At 65.1% G+C, this 18,660-nt stretch carries 18 protein-coding genes and 1 tRNA gene; 14 read left to right on the top strand and 5 right to left on the bottom strand.

The annotated features are described in order from the left end of the window. Nucleotides 1-45 precede the first annotated feature (45 nt). The 9 genes from CRO01_RS11195 to CRO01_RS11155 all read left to right on the top strand — a co-directional run bounded on the left by CRO01_RS11195 (nucleotide 46) and on the right by CRO01_RS11155 (nucleotide 7,758). Nucleotides 46-486, top strand: a complete 441-nt coding sequence (locus CRO01_RS11195; protein WP_097009243.1) for a TIGR00725 family protein — start codon at nucleotides 46-48, stop codon at nucleotides 484-486. An 89-nt stretch (nucleotides 487-575) separates the two neighbouring features. Beyond that, nucleotides 576-1,622: a DNA-methyltransferase gene (locus CRO01_RS11190; RefSeq protein ID WP_097009242.1), complete on the top strand. Its 1,047-nt coding sequence runs from the start codon at nucleotides 576-578 to the stop codon at nucleotides 1,620-1,622. A 126-nt stretch (nucleotides 1,623-1,748) separates the two neighbouring features. After that, nucleotides 1,749-2,243 (top strand): FxLYD domain-containing protein, encoded by a 495-nt coding sequence (locus tag CRO01_RS11185; protein WP_097009241.1) that lies wholly within the window; start codon nucleotides 1,749-1,751, stop codon nucleotides 2,241-2,243. Nucleotides 2,244-2,287: 44 nt separating this feature from the next. After that, entirely contained in the window at nucleotides 2,288-3,352 is a 1,065-nt protein-coding gene (locus tag CRO01_RS11180) for an ABC transporter ATP-binding protein (RefSeq protein WP_097009240.1), read from the top strand. After that, on the top strand, nucleotides 3,349-4,263 hold the full coding sequence (locus CRO01_RS11175; RefSeq protein WP_097009239.1) for an ABC transporter permease: 915 nt from the start codon (nucleotides 3,349-3,351) through the stop codon (nucleotides 4,261-4,263). Before CRO01_RS11180 ends, CRO01_RS11175 begins: the two co-directional genes overlap by 4 nt. Before the next feature lie 77 nt (nucleotides 4,264-4,340). Further along, a complete protein-coding gene (locus tag CRO01_RS11170) occupies nucleotides 4,341-5,177 on the top strand; it encodes a phosphoenolpyruvate hydrolase family protein (protein ID WP_097009238.1) in 837 nt (278 codons plus the stop codon). Then, nucleotides 5,174-5,656, top strand: a complete 483-nt coding sequence (locus CRO01_RS11165) for a cupin domain-containing protein (RefSeq protein ID WP_097009237.1) — start codon at nucleotides 5,174-5,176, stop codon at nucleotides 5,654-5,656. The genes CRO01_RS11170 and CRO01_RS11165 overlap by 4 nt, the downstream gene beginning before the upstream one ends. After that, entirely contained in the window at nucleotides 5,653-6,873 is a 1,221-nt protein-coding gene (locus tag CRO01_RS11160) for a Tm-1-like ATP-binding domain-containing protein (RefSeq protein ID WP_097009236.1), read from the top strand. Before CRO01_RS11165 ends, CRO01_RS11160 begins: the two co-directional genes overlap by 4 nt. Before the next feature lie 180 nt (nucleotides 6,874-7,053). Further along, nucleotides 7,054-7,758, top strand: coding sequence for a TMEM165/GDT1 family protein (locus CRO01_RS11155; protein ID WP_097009235.1), 705 nt, complete (start codon nucleotides 7,054-7,056; stop codon nucleotides 7,756-7,758). Nucleotides 7,759-7,967: 209 nt separating this feature from the next. Here the strand turns inward: CRO01_RS11155 and CRO01_RS11150 are convergent. Together CRO01_RS11150 and CRO01_RS11145 are read right to left on the bottom strand one after the other, a co-directional pair. Continuing rightward, a tRNA-Gln gene (locus tag CRO01_RS11150) sits at nucleotides 7,968-8,040 on the bottom strand. 118 nt (nucleotides 8,041-8,158) lie between these two features. Continuing rightward, nucleotides 8,159-8,848 carry a homing endonuclease associated repeat-containing protein gene (locus CRO01_RS11145; RefSeq protein ID WP_218839186.1) on the bottom strand — a complete coding sequence of 230 codons (690 nt, stop codon included), beginning with the start codon at nucleotides 8,846-8,848 and terminating at the stop codon, nucleotides 8,159-8,161. Between the two features lie 39 nt (nucleotides 8,849-8,887). On the opposite strand from CRO01_RS11145, the gene CRO01_RS11140 reads away from it, so the two are divergent. Together CRO01_RS11140 and CRO01_RS11135 are read left to right on the top strand one after the other, a co-directional pair. Next, the gene (locus tag CRO01_RS11140) at nucleotides 8,888-9,511 is read left to right on the top strand and encodes an IMP cyclohydrolase (protein WP_097009234.1); all 624 of its coding nucleotides are present in this window, start codon (nucleotides 8,888-8,890) and stop codon (nucleotides 9,509-9,511) included. 63 nt (nucleotides 9,512-9,574) lie between these two features. After that, nucleotides 9,575-10,279, top strand: a complete 705-nt coding sequence (locus tag CRO01_RS11135) for a metallophosphoesterase family protein (RefSeq protein WP_097009651.1) — start codon at nucleotides 9,575-9,577, stop codon at nucleotides 10,277-10,279. Between the two features lie 32 nt (nucleotides 10,280-10,311). On the opposite strand, the gene CRO01_RS11130 is transcribed toward CRO01_RS11135, so the two are convergent. Further along, on the bottom strand, nucleotides 10,312-11,490 hold the full coding sequence (locus CRO01_RS11130) for an aspartate kinase (RefSeq protein WP_097009650.1): 1,179 nt from the start codon (nucleotides 11,488-11,490) through the stop codon (nucleotides 10,312-10,314). 230 nt (nucleotides 11,491-11,720) lie between these two features. On the opposite strand from CRO01_RS11130, the gene CRO01_RS11125 reads away from it, so the two are divergent. Continuing rightward, the gene (locus CRO01_RS11125) at nucleotides 11,721-12,146 is read left to right on the top strand and encodes a hypothetical protein (protein ID WP_097009233.1); all 426 of its coding nucleotides are present in this window, start codon (nucleotides 11,721-11,723) and stop codon (nucleotides 12,144-12,146) included. A 75-nt stretch (nucleotides 12,147-12,221) separates the two neighbouring features. On the opposite strand, the gene CRO01_RS11120 is transcribed toward CRO01_RS11125, so the two are convergent. Further along, entirely contained in the window at nucleotides 12,222-13,814 is a 1,593-nt protein-coding gene (locus tag CRO01_RS11120) for a DNA-directed DNA polymerase II small subunit (RefSeq protein WP_097009232.1), read from the bottom strand. Between the two features lie 165 nt (nucleotides 13,815-13,979). Here CRO01_RS11120 and CRO01_RS16360 point away from each other — a divergent pair, with 165 nt between their 5' ends. Beyond that, nucleotides 13,980-15,137 carry a S26 family signal peptidase gene (locus CRO01_RS16360; protein WP_143824949.1) on the top strand — a complete coding sequence of 386 codons (1,158 nt, stop codon included), beginning with the start codon at nucleotides 13,980-13,982 and terminating at the stop codon, nucleotides 15,135-15,137. A 171-nt stretch (nucleotides 15,138-15,308) separates the two neighbouring features. On the opposite strand, the gene CRO01_RS11110 is transcribed toward CRO01_RS16360, so the two are convergent. Then, a complete protein-coding gene (locus CRO01_RS11110; protein WP_097009231.1) occupies nucleotides 15,309-16,799 on the bottom strand; it encodes a Cdc6/Cdc18 family protein in 1,491 nt (496 codons plus the stop codon). 1,219 nt (nucleotides 16,800-18,018) lie between these two features. On the opposite strand from CRO01_RS11110, the gene CRO01_RS11105 reads away from it, so the two are divergent. Then, entirely contained in the window at nucleotides 18,019-18,660 is a 642-nt protein-coding gene (locus tag CRO01_RS11105; RefSeq protein ID WP_097009230.1) for an Era-like GTP-binding protein, read from the top strand.

Below are 18,660 nucleotides of genomic sequence, written 5' to 3'. Positions count from 1 at the left end.
GCTGCACCCGAAACGCTTGTGCTGTCGGCCCGAATCCGGACGAGCATGCGCGTCAGCGTCGTCGGCGGCGGAGCGGTCGACGAGTCGGAGTACGAGCAGGCCCGCGAGGTCGGTCGAGTGCTCGCGGAACGGGGCCACACGGTCGTCTGTGGCGGCCGAACCGGCGTGATGGAGGCGGCCTGTCGGGGCGCCCGTGACGTTGGGGGTGAGACCATCGGCATCCTCCCCGGCGAGGATCGGCGAGTTGCGAACGAGTACGTCACGACGCCGATCGCCACCGGGCTGGGCAACGCCCGGAACGTGCTCGTCGTGCTCAACGGCGACGCCGCGATCGCAATCGACGGCTCGACGGGCACGCTCTCGGAGATCGCCCACGCGCTCGATACGGGGCGGCCGGTCGCCGGGCTCGGAACGCACGACGTGCCGGGCGTCGAGGCCGTCGAGACGCCGGAGCGAGCGGTCGAGTACGTCGAATCGTCAGTCTGAGGGCGGGCGTCGGATGATGCCGACGCCGCCGCGGCGTCTGTCGCCGGAGCCGGCAGTTTCTACACCCCTCGGTCTGAACCGCTACGACGATGGAGACTCGCCACCGGATCGTGGTCGGGGACGCCCGGTCGATGAGCGATCTCGACGACGATTCGGTCGAGCTCGTCGTGACCTCGCCGCCCTACCCGATGATCGAGATGTGGGACGGACTGTTCGCGGAGCTATCGCCTAGCGTCGGCGAGGCGCTCGACGAGGGCGACGGACGCGAGGCCTACGAGTTGATGCACGAGGCCCTCGACGCCGTCTGGACCGAGATTGAGCGCGTACTGGTCGAAGGGGGCATCGCCTGCATCAACGTCGGCGACGCGACCAGAACCGTAGACGGGAGTTTTCGCGTCTACCAGAACCACGCGCGAGTGATCGAGGCCTTCGAGGAACTCGGATTCGAGCCGCTGCCGGACGTGCTTTGGCGCAAGCCGGCCAACAGCGCCGCGAAGTTCATGGGGTCGGGGATGGTGCCGCCCAACGCCTACGTCACGCTCGAACACGAGTACATCCTCGTGTTCCGGAACGGCGCCGAAAGCCGGAGCTTCGATCCCGGCGCAAAGCGCCGGTACGAGGCGGCGTACTTCTGGGAGGAGCGCAACCGCTGGTTCACTGACGTGTGGGAGGACGTTCGCGGCGAGCACCAAGCGCTCGCAGGCGAGGAGTTACGGGACCGATCGGCGGCCTATCCCTTCGAGATTCCCTACCGGCTCGTGAACATGTACTCGGCGTACGGCGACACCGTGCTCGACCCGTTCTGGGGGACCGGCACGACGACGCTGGCCGCGATGGTCGCCGGCCGGAACTCCGTCGGCGTCGAGATCGAACCCGAGTTCGCCAGCGCCTTCGAAGAGCGGGTCGCCGCGGCGCCGACGATCTCCGAGCGCGTTGCGAGCGATCGACTTGCCGCACACCGCGAGTTCGTCGAGCGCGAACGGGCCGACGGCGGCACGTTCGACTACGAGGCGACCCACTACGACGTGCCGGTGCGCACCAAACAAGAACGAGACATTCTCTTGCGGGCCGTCGACGACGTGACCGCTACCGAGGAGGGGTATCGGGCGTCTCACGTCGCCGTCGAAGGGGAGTAGGCGGTCCGCACTTAGCCTGCAACGGGCCGTAGTCAGCCTGCAGCGATCCACAGCCAGCCCGCAGCAGCCCGCACCGGCAACCAGTCTGCAACCAACGCATTTTGTCGCCGTCGACGTACCGACCGTATGGACGCACAGAGTCGGCCGTCGCGCCGTCGGGTGCTCGCGCTGGTCGGCGTCGGGACGGCCGGCGTGGCGGGCTGTCTGAGTGACGGCGGCGCGACGGCGTACGGCCCGCAAACCGCCGTCGATCTGACGGGCAACGGGAGCCTCGACAACGCATCGACCGCGAGCACCCAACAGGCGTTCGCCTCGACGACGCCGAACTCGGCTGCGATGCGCGTCGACGGGCTGGAGCTGCTCGACCACGAGCCGGTCGCGGCCGGCGGATACAAGGGATTGACAGTGCGAGGCCGGGTTCGCAACACGAGACAGCGCCCGATCGGATACGTCGAGGTTCGGACGCGCTTTTACGACGCCGACGGCACCCAACTTGGGACGTACCTCGCATCGACGAGCGATCTGGCCGCCGACACTGAGTGGGCCTTCGAGGTGGTGGTGCTGGAGTCGCCGGCCGACGTGGCGTCCTACGACGCCGGCGCGTTCGGCGTCCCGCCGTGACTCGAAGCTATTTGAGCCTCCCGCCGCTAGAGGAGAGCAGATTGATGCGTGAGACAGCCGAGCAGCCGTCGGACCGGGACGACATCGAGACCGCGATCGACGCGGACGACCTGCAGGTGACCTACGCCGACGGCACCGAAGCCGTTCGGAGCGTCTCGCTGACGATCCCGCGCGGCGAGTTCTTCGGCTTCCTCGGGCCGAACGGCGCCGGCAAGACGACGACGATCAAGGTGCTGGCGACGCTGCTCGACGCCACCGGCGGCGGGGTTCGGGTCAACGGCTTCGACGCCGCCGAGAGCTCGCGAGCGATCCGCGAGTCGATCGGCTACATGGCCCAAGAGACCAGCGTCGACGAGGAACTCACCGCCCGCGAAAATCTCAAGTTCGCCTGCGAGGCCTACGGCGTCCCGCGGGGCGAGCGGGCGGACAGGATCGACGAACTGCTCGATCTCGTGGACCTCGCGGAGGTGGCCGACAAGCGGTCGGAAGACTTCTCCGGCGGGATGAAAAAGCGTCTCGACGTTGCGACGGCGCTGGTCCACCAGCCGCCGCTGGTCTTTCTCGACGAGCCGACGACCGGGCTCGATCCGAAGGCACGCAACAAGCTCTGGGAGTACTTCCGGGCGATCAACGACCGGGGAACGACGATCTTCCTGACGACCCAGTACCTCGAAGAGGCCGACCAGCTCTGCGACCGGCTGGCCGTGATCGCCGATGGCGAGATCGTGGCGACGGGCGAGCCGGCCGAACTCAAGCGCCGCGTCGGCGGCGAGATCCTCGACATCGAGCTAGCCGATAGTCAAGACGCCGCCGACGCAGAGGAGGCCGCTGCAGTCGTCCGCGAGGCCGACCTGCTCGGCGCCGACGCGACGATCGACCCGACCGAGGAGGGGCTGCAGATCACGTCGCGGCAGGCCCGCTCGCGCGGGACGGACGTGCTGGTCGCGCTGCGGGACGCAGGCATCGGCGTCACGGGATTCAACGTCCGGGCGCCGACGCTCGACGACGTGTTCCTCGCGATTACCGGGGAGACAACTGGCGAGGGCGAGGACGCGGCGGCCGCAACCGCTCCCGACGACCCGGTCGCAGGCGAGGTGAGCGACGAATGAGCGACGCCGACAGCAGGACGGACGGGGGAACACAGCCCGAAAGCAGCGTCGAGGCGGCGACGCCGGCGCCGATCGCGCGCTCGGGCAACTCGTTTCTGGGTGACGCGTGGACGAACTTCAAGCGCTGGAACCTGAAAGCGGTCCGCAACCCGTTCGTGCTGGTCGTCTCGCTGGTCCAGCCGATCATCTTTCTGATCCTGTTCACGCAGGTGTTCGGCGGCGTCGCGACGCAGGCGATCGGCCGGGGCGGGGCGTCGATCACCTACGAGACGTACCTCGTGCCGGCAATCGCGATCCAAGTCGCGCTCGCGGCGGCCGCGACATCGGGCGTCGGGCTGGTCAACGACATCGAGAGCGGGATGTTCGAGAAGGTGCTGGCGACGCCGATGAACCGGACCGCCGTGTTCCTCGGCAAGACCGCCGCCGAGGTGCTCCGCATCGCCGTCCAGATCGGGATCATTCTCGGACTGGGAACGCTTCTGGGCGCCGAAATCGCGACCGGCATTGCGGGGGCGCTCGGCATCATGGCCGTCGGCGTCCTCTTTTCGCTGTGGTTCGTCTCGCTGTCGAACGCGCTTGCCGTCGTCACGAAGGATCAAGAGTCGACGATCATCGGCGCGAACCTGCTGCAGTTTCCGCTTTTGTTCGTCTCCAGCGCCTTCCTCCCGCTCGACTCGCTCCCGGATTGGATCCAGCTCGTCGCGACGTACAACCCGGTGACCTACGGCGTCGACGCCGCACGGGCGATCATGCTCGATCGGGACGTGATGACGGTGATCGAAGTGACTCGGTTCGGCGGTATCTGGGACACGCTGGTTCCTGGGCTGGCCGTCCTGCTGGCGCTCGATCTGCTGCTCGGCGGTCTCGCGGTGTACCTACTCGGGCGGGCGTCGAGTTCGTCCGTGCGCTGAACGCCGGTGTCGGGCCACCCTCTCGACTGCCCACCCCTCACGTACATACGTAGGAGTGTTGCCATATCACACGTCGCATGAAGTTCACACGAGAGGAATCACTCACGCGACTGGAGGAATCGGTCGAAGACGGCGACCCGATCGTCGGCGCGGGTGCGGGAACCGGCATCTCGGCGAAGTTCGCCGAGCGCGGCGGCGTCGACCTGCTGATCATCTACAACTCCGGGCGCTACCGGATGAACGGGCGCGGATCGCTCGCGGGGCTGTTGCCCTACGGTGACGCCAACGAGATCGTCGTGGAGATGGGCCACGAGGTGCTCCCGGTCGTCGAGGACACGCCCGTGCTCGCGGGGGTCAACGGCACCGACCCGTTCCGGGACATGGCGGTGTTCATCGAGGATCTTCGACGCCGCGGCTTTTCCGGCGTGCAGAACTTCCCGACAGTGGGGTTGATCGACGAGGACAGCCAGTTCCGGCAGAACTTAGAGGAGACCGGAATGGGCTACGACGCCGAAGTCGAGATGATCCGGGAGGCCAGCGAGCAGGGGATGCTCACCTGCCCGTACGTCTTCAGCGAGGACGACGCCAGAGCGATGGCCGAGGCCGGCGCCGACGTGATCGTCTCGCACATGGGGCTGACGACCTCGGGCGACATCGGCGCCGAGACTGCACTCGACCTCGACGACGCCGCCGAGCGGGTGCAGGCCCACCACGACGCCGCGAAGGAGGTGAACGAGGACGTCATAGTGATCTGTCACGGCGGGCCGATCGCGTGGCCCGACGACGCCCGGCACGTCCTCCAGAACACGGAGGGCGTGGTGGGCTTCTTCGGCGCCTCCAGCATCGAGCGCCTGCCGACCGAGGACGCGATCGAGAATCAGGCCCGCGAGTTCAAGGAGATCGATCTCGAATGAGCGAGACCGACTCCGGGCGCTTCGTCGCGCCGGAAGACGTAGAGAGTCAGGTGTTCGACTGGGGCGTCCTGAAGTGGCTGAGCACGCCCGAGGTGACCGACGGCGAGCGATTCAGCGCCGGCGTCGTTCGGCTCGAACCCGGCAAAGGCCACGAACGGCACACCCACCCCGACAGCGACGAGATTCTCTACGTCATCAGCGGGTCGGGCGAGCAGGAACTGGGCGACGAGACGCGCGAGATCGAGGCGGGCGAACTGGTGTTCGTCCCCGAGGGCGTCGAGCACGGCACGGTCAACACGGGCTGGGAGACGCTCGTCCTGCTGGCGGTGTACGCGCCGCCCGGCCCCGAGGACGTGCTTCGGGACCTGCCGGACTGCGAGATCGTTCCGCCGGGAGAGTTGCCGGCGCGGAACCGCCGGGAAACGGACGGCGGGGAGTCGGTGGGCAGCGAAGCCGAGGGCGGGGGTGACCGACCGTGAGCGTCGTGATCGTCGGGACGCTCGACACCAAAAGCGAGGAGATCGGCTTCGCCCGGGACGTGCTCGAAGAACAGGGCCTCGACGTGCACGTCGTCGACGCCGGCGTGATGGGCGAGCCGGAGTTCGAGCCGGACACGAGCGCCGCCGAGGTCGCCGCGGCAGCCGGCACCGACCTCGAAACGCTGCGCGAGGACGCCGACCGCGGGGAGGCGACCGCGGCGATGGGCGAGGGCGCGGCGGCAGTCGCCCAAGAACTCCACGACGAGGGCGTCCTCGACGGCGTGCTCGGTCTCGGCGGCTCGGGTAACACCTCGATCGCCACCGCAGCGATGCGCGCGCTGCCCTACGGCGTCCCGAAGCTGATGGTCTCGACGATGGCATCCGGAGACATCGAGCCCTACGTCGAGGCCCGCGACGTGACGATGATGTACTCCGTGGCCGACGTGGAGGGGCTGAACCAGCTCACCCGACGGATCATCTCGAACGCGGCGCTGGCGATCGTCGGGATGGTCGCAAACGAACCGGAGATCGAGACCGAGGAGAAGCCGACCGTCGGCATCACGATGTTCGGCGTCACGACGCCGGGCGTGCAGGCGGCCCGCGAGCGCCTCGAAGACCGTGGCTACGAGACGATCGTGTTCCACGCCACGGGGACCGGCGGGCAGGCGATGGAGAACTTGGTCGAGCAGGGCGTCATCGACGCGGTGCTGGACGTGACGACGACCGAGTGGGCCGACGAACTCGTCGGCGGCGTCCTGTCGGCGGGGCCAGAGCGTCTCGACGCCGCTGCCGAGACCGGGACGCCACAGGTCGTCTCGGTCGGCGCGCTCGACATGGTGAACTTCGGGCCCGAGGACTCGGTGCCAGAAGAATTCCACGATCGGAATCTCCACGTCCACAACCCGCAGGTGACGCTGATGCGCACGACGCCCGCCGAATGCGCCGAGCTCGGCGAGATCATCGCCGAGAAACTCAACGCCGCGACCGGGCCGACGGCGCTCGCGCTCCCCCTGAACGGCGTCTCGATGCTCAGCGTCGAGGGCGAGGACTTCTACGATCCGGAAGCCGACGCGGCGCTGTTCGACGCGCTCCGCGAGAGCCTCGACGACCACGTCGAACTGATCGAGGTCGAGGCCGACATCAACGACGAGGCGTTCGTCGATGCCATCGTCGATCGGCTGGACGAGTACGTCACAGCGCAAAACACGGGGGAGTGAGCACGAAGGACCGGTACGTTCCGGTCCGAGCCGTGTCTTTCGAGGTCAGAAGGCCTAAGTTTAGCCACGTCTAATTCACGAGCAACGAACGACTCCTATGGAGCAGTCGTGCCTCTCTTCTGTCGGCCTCGAAGTCGACTCGATCGCTCGGGACGCTCGCTCGCGAGGGGTGAGATTCTCGTGAGCGACGCCGCGTGGCTGCAGGTGCTCGCCGTCGCCTTCGTCGCCCAACTGGCGGTGCTGCCCGGCGAGAAGGTCCAGTTCATCATCGCCGGTCTCTCGACGCGGTATCACCCGCTGTTGGTCGTCGCCGCCGCCGGATCCGCATTCGCGGGCTGGACCGCGCTGGAGGTCTGGCTCGGCGGCGCGATAACCGGAGCGGTCCCAGGAATCTACATCGACGCCCTGACAGCGGTGATGTTCGCGGCCTTCGCGGTCATGCTCGTCCGGACGGCACCCGAGGAGGATGCCGACGATGCCGCGGCGACCAGCACGCTCACCGACGGCGGCGAGTTAGACGTACGCGTCCCGGTCCTCGGCTGGACGGTTCCGAACGTGCTCGGCGGCTTTCTCCCCATCTTTGCGATGATGGCCTTCGGCGAGTTCGGGGACAAGACCCAACTGGTCACGATCACGCTGGCCACCCAGTACCCGAGTGCGCCGACGGCGATCTGGGCCGGCGAGATGCTCGCTATCATCCCGATCAGCCTGCTCAACGCCTACGTGTTCCACCGCTTTTCCCACCGGTTCGATCTCCGTAAGGCGCACTTCGTCGGGGCCGCGCTGTTTGCGTTTTTCGCCGCGGACTTCGTGATGAAAGTCGCCTTCGACGTGTCGGTCTGGGAGTCGACGATCGGCACGATCGCGGCCGCTATTCCGGCCTGAGGCGTTTGGGGCGACACCAAAGTTGCTTGTCGGGGTCGCATTCAGTCATCAACAAAAGAAGCGACTCACGATGTAGTTCGTCGCAAAAGTAGTCCATCCTGGATTCGACCGAAGCGAGACGGTCGCTCACTAGGTTCGCGCTGCGACTCGCAGGGTTCGAATCCACTCGTCGACGTAGTTACGACTCACGATGTAGTTCGTCGCAAAAGTAGTCCATCCTGGATTCGAACCAGGGTCGAAGCCCCCAGAAGGCTTCAGGATTGGCCACTACCCTAATGGACTTGACACGTTTGCCAGTGTCCGCGTTACCGACGCTTCACTCACCTGTACTCCGTGTCCGTATTTGAGCGTTTCGAACTCGACTGCCAGATCGAACCGGACAGGCAACGAGAGATACACACTACACTCCAGTGTCGTCGCGTTGCCGATCAGTGTCGTCCGGGGTAGTTCGACCCGATCTGGTCGGAAGTTGATAGTGCTCCTTGCGATGGCAGTTCGCGCAGAGCACGACGCACTTTTCGATTTCTTCTCTGAGTTTGTCCTTGCCGTAGCCGTAGGTGATCATCTTGCCGACGGCCATCTCCTTGTCGGTCTCGTCGACGTGGTGGAAATCGAGACACGCCGGATCGTCTTCGTCACAGCGAGCGCAACCACCGCGCTCGCGCTGGAGACGATTCGCCCACAGCCGATGGGCGTCGCGTCGACGTAGGGAACGCTCGGTGTTCCACTCCACGTGCCGGTAGTGCCACCGCTGGTCGGCCGACAGCTCGGACCACTCGACGCCGTCAGGCAACTCCACGTCGTCCGGCTTCGGGTCGAGACGGGGACCGCGCGAGCTGGCGGTTTCCAGCCCGGCCCGCTCCTTGGCCTCGTTCCACCCGCCAAGATGGCGCAAGATCGTCGACGAGGACGGCGTCACGTCGAGCCGTTCGTACTGGGCTTTCGAGGGCGACTCGCCGAGCCGATCGGCGGCCTCCCGGAGCGCGTCGAGACACTCGCGTTCGGTCGTCACGTCGGTCGTCGCCGCCCGATCGCAGTTGAACGTTCGGCGGGACGCCGTTGGCGCCGCGTCTTCGACGCGCGTGCACATTTCGACACCTACTTTACCGCGAACTATGCACTGTCGTGTATGTACGTCGGACGCTTCGTGATCATCGGACCGTCAGTGGCCGCCTACCGAGTGTCGTCCCGGTCGTTCCCCAACCGGAAGATCATCGAGCGCGACGGCGCGCTGACAGTCGTCCCGACCGAGGAGGCCGCAGAGACCGACAACCCCTACGTCTCCTACAACTGCGTGCGGACGGCCGACGATCAGGTCGTCGTGGGCAACGGCTCGCACGTCGACCCGATCACCGAGAAGCTGGAGCTGGGTTACCCCGCCCGCGACGCGCTGGCCGAGAGCCTGCTGGCGCTGGACTACGAGAAGGACGACTACGACACGCCACGGATCGCGGGCGTCCTCGCGAGCGGAGCGAGTGAGGGCTCGTCAGAGCGCAGCTCTGACGGTGTCGTCGGCGAGGAGAGCTACATCGGAACCGTCCGGAAGGACGCTCTGTTGGTCGAACAGGTCGACGAGCCGACGCTCGTGGCGACCTACGAGAAGGACAGCCCCGAATCGTTCGCGTTCGACGCCGACGACGCCCCAGCAGCGGCGGCAGCGGCGCTCGATCTCGACTTCGAGCACGCGGTCTGTGCGGCGGGCGTCGAGCGCACCGACGAAGACGTTCGACTGGCGATCGAAAACGGCGAGTAGAAACGGGGGGTTTTCTCACAATTCCGGGGAACGATGAAGGGCGACGAGCGCGTCGTATCAGACATGCAGGTTGGACTGCTCTCTGACATTCACGGGAACCGCGTCGCGCTCGAAGCCGTGCTCGCCGACATGCCGGCCGTCGACGCGCTGGCCTGTGCCGGCGACGTGGTGGGGTACAACCCGTGGCCGGGCGACTGCGTCGACGCCATGATCGACCCGACCCCGCTGTACGATGCCGTCGGGCGGGACGACCTGCCGGTCGACGAGGTGCCGACCGTGATGGGGAACCACGATCGGGCGGTCGCCAACGAGACGACGTTTCGGTTCAACGGGATGGCCGCCGCGGGCGTCGAGCACGCGGAAGAAGAACTCGACGACGAGCAACTGGCGTGGCTCGCCGAGCTTCCCGACGAGCGCACCGAGTTCGACGGGCGAGTGAAACTGGTTCACGGCCATCCCGACGATCCGGACCGGTACACCTACCCCGAGGAGTTCAGCCCGCGAATGCTCGGCGACGAGGACGTGTTAGTGCTGGGCCACACCCACGTCCAGCACGTCGAGCGCTACGGCGACGGCATCGTCGTCAATCCCGGGAGCGTCGGCCAGCCGCGGGATCGGGACCCGAAAGCGGCCTACGCGGTCGTCGATCTGGACGCGCTCACCGTCGAGACACACCGGGTCGAGTACGACATCGACGCCGTCAGAGCGGCCGTCGAGGACGCTGGGCTACCCGAGAAGATCGGCTCTCGACTTAAAATGGGACGCTGACAGAAGCGTAGCAAAGAGCGGCTACAGCCGATTCAGAACCGGTTCTGCAGAATTTCCAGTGCGGCCTCGCGGTCGTCCCACTCGACGAAGACGGCGACGCTGGTCGCGCTGGTGATCACGTCGAGCATGTTGATCTCGGCGGCGGTGAGCGGATCGACGATCTCGGAGAGAACGCCCGGCTGGTTCGGGAGTTCGCCGCCGGTGATCCGGATGACGGCGACCCCGTCGTCGACCGTCACGCTGGAGAGCGGTTCCTGATCGACGACTTCGCGGTGGAGCACCGCCTCGGCGTCTTCGGCTTCCGACTCGTCGATGTAGAACGTGACCGAGTCCATCCCCGAGGCGACGGCATCGACGTTGATCTCGGCTTCGCCCAGCGCGGTCGTCAGCTCTTGGAGGACGCCCGGACTGTTGCGGATCGCGCGGCCGGCGACGGTCATGCAGGCAAGCGGCTGATCGCGCATGTCGACGAGGCTGGAGAACTGCCCCTCGATCTGCGTGCCGCCGGTCAGCAGGTCGCCGTGCTGGTAGTGGACGACGCGGACGGACATGTTCCCGCTCTTGTACGCCAGCGCGGAGGGCGCGACGACCTCGGCGCCGCGGAACGAGAGATTGCGCAGCTCGTCGACAGTGATCTCGCCGACGTTGCGCGCGCCCTCGACGACGCGGGGGTCGCCGGTCATGACGCCCTCCACGTCGGTGACGATCACGACCTCGTCGGCCTTCATGTACTGGCCGAGCATGACGGCGGTGGTGTCGCTGCCGCCCCGACCGAGCGTGGTGACGCTGCCGTCGTGGGCTTCTGCGAGGAACCCGGTGATGACTGGGACGACGCCGTCCATCTGATCGGCGACTTCGAGCGCGCGCTCGCGGCTGGCCTCGACATCGACCTCGCCGTCGGCGTCGGTCAGCACCGGCCAGAGGTCGCTGCCGGGTTCGAGAAACATCGCGTCGACGCCGCGGGCCGCCAGCGCCGCCTTGAGCATCCGGACGCTCGTGCGCTCGCCCATGCTGACGATCTCGGCGCGGTCGGCCGGCTCGGTCTCGAAAGAGATCTCGTCGAGCAACTCGTCGGTCGTCGATCCCATCGCGCTGGCGACGACGGCGATCTCGTGACCCGCCTCGACGGCCTTGGCGATCGAGTCGGCGGCCCGGTCGATCCGGTCGCCGCTGCCCAGACTGGTGCCCCCGAACTTTGCAACTACGCGCATCGTACCACCCATCGGTTCGTGCGACTGTGGCTCATGGGGTTCGATAACCAAGGGTAGCAGATAACTGTGTCCATCCGAATCGGTCACTACAGGTCGTTCGTTAAGGATTCGCGGCAAATATCGGGCGGTTCTGGACGAACGTTAAGGATCGGCACCGGACAGGGACGCACTGCTCGGAGTCGTCGGAGGACGCGAACAGTTTATCCGTGCGCGGCGTTACCACACGAGTGATGGAGATCCGGGACGCTGTCGAGGCTGACGCCGACGATCTGGCGGCCATCGCCGACTCGCCGGTCGACGTGATGCGCAACCTCGTCCACGATCGGACGGTCCGGGTAGCCGAACCCGACGGGACCGCCGACGGCCCGAACGCCGACGCCGACGACGCCGACGAGAACTTGCTCGGCTTCGTCAGTTTCGACGCGAAGGCAAACACCGTCCACGTGACCCAGCTAGACGGCACCGGCGACGCCTGCAAGCAGTTGCTCGGCGAGCCGATCCGATTCGCGCGTCAGGAGTCGATGAGCGTCGAATTGCTGGCACCGGATTCGGAGCCGTCCGTCGCCGACGCCGCCGAGGAGCTCGGTTTCCAGGAGCGAGGGCGTGGCCCGCGATTCGACGGGACGCCGACGGTACGGTATCAACTGGAGCCGTAGCTCCAGTCGAAACACGGGGGTCGGTGGCACGAAACGATCCAGCGCAGTCTGCACTGTCGGGAGCCAGCGCGGGGCTCAATCGAATTTCCGAATCGTCACGTCGAGCGTGTCCAGATCGACGACCGGTGCGTAGGCCGTGTCGGGGTCGATGTTGACGCTCTTCTGGAACTCGGTCTGGGCCTGCCAGCAGCCCGAGTTGATCGCGAGCACGTTGTGGTACTTGCCGTAGCCGAGCTTGTGGACGTGGCCTGTGTGGAAGATGTCGGGCACCTCGTCGATCACGAGATAGTCTTTCTCCTCGGGAGCCAGCCGCATGTGGCCGCCGTACTGCGGGGCGACGTGGCGTTTTTTGAGGAGGTGGTACATCGGCTTTTGTGGATCGTCGTAGGTGGCCTTGTCGTCGGGAAACTCCGCGATGATCTCGTCGAGCGAGACGCCGTGGTACATCAGCACCGAGACGCCCTCGATGGTGACGGTCGATGGGTTGCCCGTGATCCGGGCGTCGTGGGCCGACATGATCTCCCGGAGCTCCTCGTCGAAGCCGGGTTGGGGTTCAGCGAGGCGGACGGCGTCGTGGTTGCCGGGGATCATCACGATCTCGATGTCGCCGGGCACCTGCTTGAGATGCTCAGAGAACGCCTCGTACTGCTCGTAGATGTCGACGATGTCTAGCTCGTCGTCCTGATCGGGGTAGACGCCGACGCCCTCGACCATGTCGCCGGCGATCAGGAGGTACTCGATGTTCTCGGCCTCGGCAGTGTGGAGCCAGTCGGCAAAGCGCTCCCACGCGTCGGCCATGAACTCTTGGCTGCCGACGTGAACGTCGCTGATCAGCGCCGCCTGCACGTGACGGTCGGCCGTCGAGGGCTCGAAGGTTCGGGGAACGTCGGGGAAGTACATGCTGTCGACGAAGAGGATGCCGCCGTCGTCGGCGAGCGTCCCCTCGACGGCGATCACCTCGTCGCAGAGCAGTTCGTCGACCTGATCTGCGAAACGGCGATCCTTCATCACCAGACACGGGAACACGCCGGAGGTGTCTTCGAGTTCAATCAGCCAGTGCCCACTGGCGGTCGAGCGGATGTCGTTGACCATCCCGACGATGGCGGCGTCGCTCCCGCCGCCCATCGCTTCGAGCGTGTCGGTCGGCCGGTGGTTCACGCGCCCGCGGAGTTTTCCGCTCAGGCGCTCGAAGCGGTCCCGAAAGACGGTGACGAAGTCGTCGTACTCGCCGGTGCCCGTCGATCGGCCGGTGATGTCGTTGGCGATATCGAGCGAGCGCTGGGAGTCATCGCGCTGTGCGAGTTCCGGGCCGTCGGTGTGGGCCGCCGGGCGGTCGTTGCCGGACGACGCCGTCACGGAATCGCCGGATCCAACCCCCATTGCTTCAGCTGGAGAACCAGCTGACTCGTCGGGGGGATTTTCGGTATGGTCTCCAGTTGAAACGGAGGAGTTGGATGTCGAAGCGTCCGCCGCGACGCCGCCGTCGAGCACCGTCCGGACGTGCTCGGCGGTGATCGTCAGGGCGTCCTCGGGCGCGGCCTCGACGGCGGCCTCCAGCGCGCGACCGGGGTCGTCGGCCGATGCGATGAGCGTCACGGCTTCCCGATCGGCGTTGAACCCGCGGGTCGCAAGCGCACGGACGATTCTGGCGGGCGCTTCGAGCGGCACGTCACCTACAAATCACGCTGGCGCTCAAAAGCGTGCCGGAACGGTGGTACGAGAGAGTGGACTCGCGGCACTGCCGCGTCGTCGGCGTCGCCGAGCGCAGCCAGCGGCGGCCGGAGTGCCGTGGGAGCAGAAAGTTGATCACAGGCGGGGAGCTACTGAGCGCCAATGACCGACAGCCACGACGGCGACGGATCGGACTCCGATCCACCGCCGTCAGGGAGTCGCCGCGAGGAGCGAGCTGCGGGTCCCGCTGCGGAACCGGACGACGCCGCTCCCGAAGCGCAATCGGACGATTCGAGTCCGACGGCGGCCGACTCTGACGGCGACGAGGGGGCGCCCGACAGCGGGATCGACGAGTCGCCGGCGACCGGCGCCGAGGATCCCCCCGCCTCGGACGATGCGTCCGCTGCCGACGGCGAAGCGGCGTCGCCCGCGCCGACGCCGGAGTCTGGCACCCACGCAGATCAGTCCGTTCCGGCGCCGAGCGAGGATCCGATCGGATGGTTTCGCCAGACCGACAGCGAGGCCGTCATCGTCTTCAAAGACGTGGCCAGCAGCGTCGGCATCGTCCTCGTGATCGGCCTGCTGCTGTTCGGGATCAGCGGCGTCTGGCCGCCGCTGGTCGCCATCGAGAGCGGGAGCATGAACCCGCACATGCAGAAGGGAGATCTCGTATTCATTATGCAGGAAGACCGCCTGACGCCCGACGCCGCGGTCGAGGGGACCGGCATCGTGACCTACCAGCAGGGCAAAGAAACGGGCTACAGCACCTTCGGCTCCTACGGCGACGTGATCGTGTTCCAGCCCAACGGACAGGATCGGACGCCGATCATCCATCGGGCGATGTTCTACGTCGAGGAGGGCGAAAACTGGTACGAGAAGGCCAACGAGAGCCACATCGAGGCCGACAGCTGCGAGGAGATCAACGCCTGTAGCGCCCCGCACTCGGGCTTCGTAACGAAGGGAGACAACCCACAAACGAACCAGCAGTACGATCAGGTCAACCAGTACCAGATCGTCAAGCCCGAGTGGATTCAGGGCACCGCCGAGGTACGCATCCCGTGGCTCGGCTGCATCCGGTTGGAGTTCTCGGGGACGGCCAGTTGCGGATCGCTGTTCGGGATGTCCCAATCGCCGACGGTCGACGCGGGCCAAGCCATCGGACAGAGCGGGCCTGATGAAGTAGTCGGGGCAGACGAAATGGTCGGATCTGAGGAGGTTGTCGGGACGCACGAGGCAATCGAAGCAGTCGATACACGATCGATCGCTTCGACTGGAACGCCAATCGCGGCGCCGCGGGCAGAGACGGGAGCTATCGTCTGAGCGGTGCGGCACTTGCAGTTCGACGAACGTTCACACGATCGCTCTAAGCGTCATATCGCACGGTGCGTTGTGGCGAGCCAGCGCAACGAGCTATAGTCGATACTGAAAGTCCAGTGGAAACGAGGGGGTTGAGCGAACCCCGCAGAGAACCGAAATGGTCGACTGGCCGAGTCAGTTGTCGAAGCGCGCCTGCACGAACGGCTGAACGTCCTCGATAGCGCCGAGTCGGGAGTCCGACATCAACACGGCTTCGGTCTCGTCGATCGGCACCGAGAGGCTGATCTCTTTGGTGCGGCCGTACCGGCCCTTCGAGACGACGACGGCGTTGACGATGCCGAGCATGTCGAGTTCGCTGATCAGATCGGTGACCCGGCGCTGGGTTAGCACGTCGGCGTCGATCTCCTCGCAGAGACGCTTGTAGATGTTGTACACTTCGCCTGTGTTGACGTTGTGGACGCCGTTCTTTTCCAGCAGGATGATCGAGAAGAGGACGAGTTTCGACTGGGTCGGGAGCGTCCGAACGACCTCGACGACGCGGTCGAGTTCGATCTTGTCTTGGGCCTGCCGGACGTGTGCTTCCTCGACCATCTCCGACTGGTCGCGCTCGGCGAGTTCGCCGGCAGTGCGCAGTAGATCGAGCGCACGGCGCGCGTCACCGTGTTCCTGTGCGGCGAAGGCGGCACACAGCGGGATCACGTCGTCGGTCAGCGCGTCGGGCTTGAACGCCACGTCCGAGCGATGTTGGAGGATGTCCCGTAGCTGGTTGGCGTCGTAGGGCGGGAACACGATCTCCTCCTCGCCGAGGCTGGACTTGACGCGGGGGTCGAGGAAGTCGGTGAACTTCAGATCGTTGCTGATCCCCATGATCGACACCCGCGAGTTGCTGAGTTCGGAGTTCATCCGCGAGAGGTTGTAGAGGGTGTCGTCGCCCGATTTCTCGACGAGCTTGTCGATCTCGTCGAGCATGATCACGACCACGCGCTCGCGATAGTCGACGGCGTCGAAGAAAACGCTGTAGACGCGGTCAGTCGGCCAACCGGTCATAGGGACCTGTTCCATCTCCTCGCGGTCGTCGACGAGTTCGTCGATTCGATCGTCGACGGCTTCGACGGTCGCAAAATCGGCGTCGTCGAGCGCCGATCGGTCGTCCTCGGCGGCCTCGCGGAGATCACGAAGCTCGCCGAGACGCTCGTCGACGAACTGCTGGTTCTTTTCGATGAACTTGTTGGCCAACTGCGCGAGCACGCGGTACTGGGTGTCGGTCACCTCGCAGTTGATGTACTCGACGTCGCAGGGAACCTGATACTTCTGCGAAGTGCTTTCCAGTTCTTGGCTGACGAACTTGGCGCTCGCGGTCTTGCCGGTCCCGGTCTTCCCGTAGATGAGAATGTTCGACGGCGTCTCGCCCCGGAGCGCGGCGACGAGGATCGTCGCCATCTTGTTGATCTGCTCTTTGCGGTGAGGGAGCTCGTGCGGCGTGTACGACGGGCGGAGCACCTCCTTGTTCTCGAAAATCGGCTCGCTGTCGAGAAGATCGTCGAACAGTCCCTGGCTGTCCTCGTCCTCGTCGTCGAGGACGACGTCGTCGAGGTCAACGTCGAACGAACGAGGGCTATTCCCCGGCTCGATAGCGTCGTCGGGAGTGGTATCGTTGTCGGCCATTTGTCGATTGATATACCCCTGTGTTTCGTCTGGAATGGACACCCACGGAGCGTGCGAAATCGGCGACAGACGCCGCAATAGACGTGAATGCACGTCGAGATCCGCTGCGGTGCGTCCAGTTGATGCAGACGAACCAAAGGTAGACGAGGGTCTTAAGTTCTTTCCTCTAGCGTGGAGGGGAGGGAGTTGCTCCAATAAATGTTTGCAAGCGGCGTGATCGAGAAACTGCACTGAGCGGTTCTAAAACGACTGAAACAGAACTTCTCTTACTCGGTTCAAGTTGGTGACCACTGACTATGGACGACGGATCTCCAGTCGAAATGCAGGGGTTAGTGGAGCGGTCGTACTCTGTGTGCCAACACGAGTAGTCCCGTATCGCAGCTACGAGGTAGAGCACGTGGATGGAAATCTCGATCGTCCACTCGAGCTCACCGAACCACAACGATGGTGATAGACTGCAACGGGCATGAGAAACTATAACAAGTGAGATGGATCGTCGAGAGTGAGAGGTGTTGACTGGACACACGATTGGAGTGGGAGACGAACGACCTTCGAAGAGGAACACGAACGGCCGAAGTCGTGTGATGAGTAAACAAATGTGTGTCGTTAGAGTGCACTCGAAGTGGAGGGGTTCCGGTGGTGATGGCCCAGACCCCCCCACCCCTTCGTTTCAACTGGAACGAGAAATCGAGGGGGCGGGGGTCGAGAGATCCAGCAAAGCTTCTACTAAGGCGAGGTTTTATATCAGTAGCCATAAAACAGTATCCGTAAACCAAGAAAGAACTCTATTTCATCCGAATACATCTAGTTATATACTAGATGTTCGCCCTACGTACGCGAACGGTTCTCATGAATTCGTCGCCTTTCTTCTCCCCCCACCCCCACCATCTACGCGTTCCAGTTGAAACGAAGGGGTGGGGGAGGGGCACGGATGTGATTCGTGACCGCGCCTCATCCTCGAATAACCGCTCCCACTTTTCGTCTGCTTTCCGGCTCTTCATCTGTCTTCCAGTCTAACCCTTCGGTTGGCCGCTCTCGGATCGGCACCCGATCGGACGGCTCGCCGTAGCTACCGTTGACCGATCTCGCTTTCTCTGCGGACCGTGTAGTTAACGCGCAACTATCCTCACTCATCTGGGTGTCTGACGTAGTCTTAAGTAGGTGGACGCTCGTTGTCTCCTCATAAGCACCTACCCACGCGCGGGTGCGGGGTGACAGGATGGGACTGTTCACAGGACTCAAGGATAGCATATCGCGGGTGACAGATCGACTCTTCTCCGACGACGAACAGAAGCGGATCGGCATCTACGGACCGCCGAACGCCGGAAAAACGACGCTGGCCAACCGGATCGCCCGGGATTGGACCGGTGACGCCGTCGGGCCGGAGAGTCACGTACCACACGAGACGCGACGCGCGCGTCGCAAGGAAAACGTCGAGATCGAACGGAACGGCCGAGCGGTGACGATCGACATCGTCGACACGCCCGGTGTGACGACGAAGGTCGACTACGAGGAGTTCCTCGACTTCGACATCGACGAGGACGACGCCGTTCGCCGGTCGCGCGAAGCGACCGAGGGCGTCGCCGAGGCGATGCACTGGCTGCGCGAGGACGTCGACGGCGTCATCTACGTGTTAGACAGCACCGAAGACCCGTTCACGCAGGTCAACACGATGCTGGTCGGCATCATCGAGAGCCAAGACCTGCCGGTGTTGATCTTCGCCAACAAGATCGACCTCGAGGATTCGAGCGTCCAGAAGATCGCCAACGCCTTCCCCCAGCACGAGACGGTTGAGCTCTCGGCGCTGGAGGGCGAGAACATGGACGAAGTGTACGACAAGATCGCGGAGTACTTCGGATAG

The sequence above is a fragment of the Natronoarchaeum philippinense genome, assembly GCF_900215575.1.
GTDB lineage: Archaea > Halobacteriota > Halobacteria > Halobacteriales > Natronoarchaeaceae > Natronoarchaeum > Natronoarchaeum philippinense.
Note: the sequence above shows the minus strand (reverse complement) of the source record. Positions and strands in the feature narration are given on the sequence as shown.

Excerpts from the sequence above, each read along its gene's own strand:
- CRO01_RS11175 (WP_097009239.1), top strand. The coding sequence starts at position 3,349 with ATGAGCGACGCCGACAGCAGGACGGACGGGGGAACACAGCCCGAAAGC.
- CRO01_RS11180 (WP_097009240.1), top strand. The coding sequence starts at position 2,288 with ATGCGTGAGACAGCCGAGCAGCCGTCGGACCGGGACGACATCGAGACC.
- CRO01_RS11145 (WP_218839186.1), bottom strand. The coding sequence starts at position 8,848 with ATGTGCACGCGCGTCGAAGACGCGGCGCCAACGGCGTCCCGCCGAACG.
- CRO01_RS11110 (WP_097009231.1), bottom strand. The coding sequence starts at position 16,799 with ATGGCCGACAACGATACCACTCCCGACGACGCTATCGAGCCGGGGAAT.
- CRO01_RS11165 (WP_097009237.1), top strand. The coding sequence starts at position 5,174 with ATGAGCGAGACCGACTCCGGGCGCTTCGTCGCGCCGGAAGACGTAGAG.
- CRO01_RS11185 (WP_097009241.1), top strand. The coding sequence starts at position 1,749 with ATGGACGCACAGAGTCGGCCGTCGCGCCGTCGGGTGCTCGCGCTGGTC.
- CRO01_RS16360 (WP_143824949.1), top strand. The coding sequence starts at position 13,980 with ATGACCGACAGCCACGACGGCGACGGATCGGACTCCGATCCACCGCCG.
- CRO01_RS11195 (WP_097009243.1), top strand. The coding sequence starts at position 46 with ATGCGCGTCAGCGTCGTCGGCGGCGGAGCGGTCGACGAGTCGGAGTAC.
- CRO01_RS11170 (WP_097009238.1), top strand. The coding sequence starts at position 4,341 with ATGAAGTTCACACGAGAGGAATCACTCACGCGACTGGAGGAATCGGTC.
- CRO01_RS11125 (WP_097009233.1), top strand. The coding sequence starts at position 11,721 with ATGGAGATCCGGGACGCTGTCGAGGCTGACGCCGACGATCTGGCGGCC.
- CRO01_RS11135 (WP_097009651.1), top strand. The coding sequence starts at position 9,575 with ATGCAGGTTGGACTGCTCTCTGACATTCACGGGAACCGCGTCGCGCTC.
- CRO01_RS11190 (WP_097009242.1), top strand. The coding sequence starts at position 576 with ATGGAGACTCGCCACCGGATCGTGGTCGGGGACGCCCGGTCGATGAGC.
- CRO01_RS11140 (WP_097009234.1), top strand. The coding sequence starts at position 8,888 with ATGTACGTCGGACGCTTCGTGATCATCGGACCGTCAGTGGCCGCCTAC.
- CRO01_RS11130 (WP_097009650.1), bottom strand. The coding sequence starts at position 11,490 with ATGCGCGTAGTTGCAAAGTTCGGGGGCACCAGTCTGGGCAGCGGCGAC.
- CRO01_RS11105 (WP_097009230.1), top strand. The coding sequence starts at position 18,019 with ATGGGACTGTTCACAGGACTCAAGGATAGCATATCGCGGGTGACAGAT.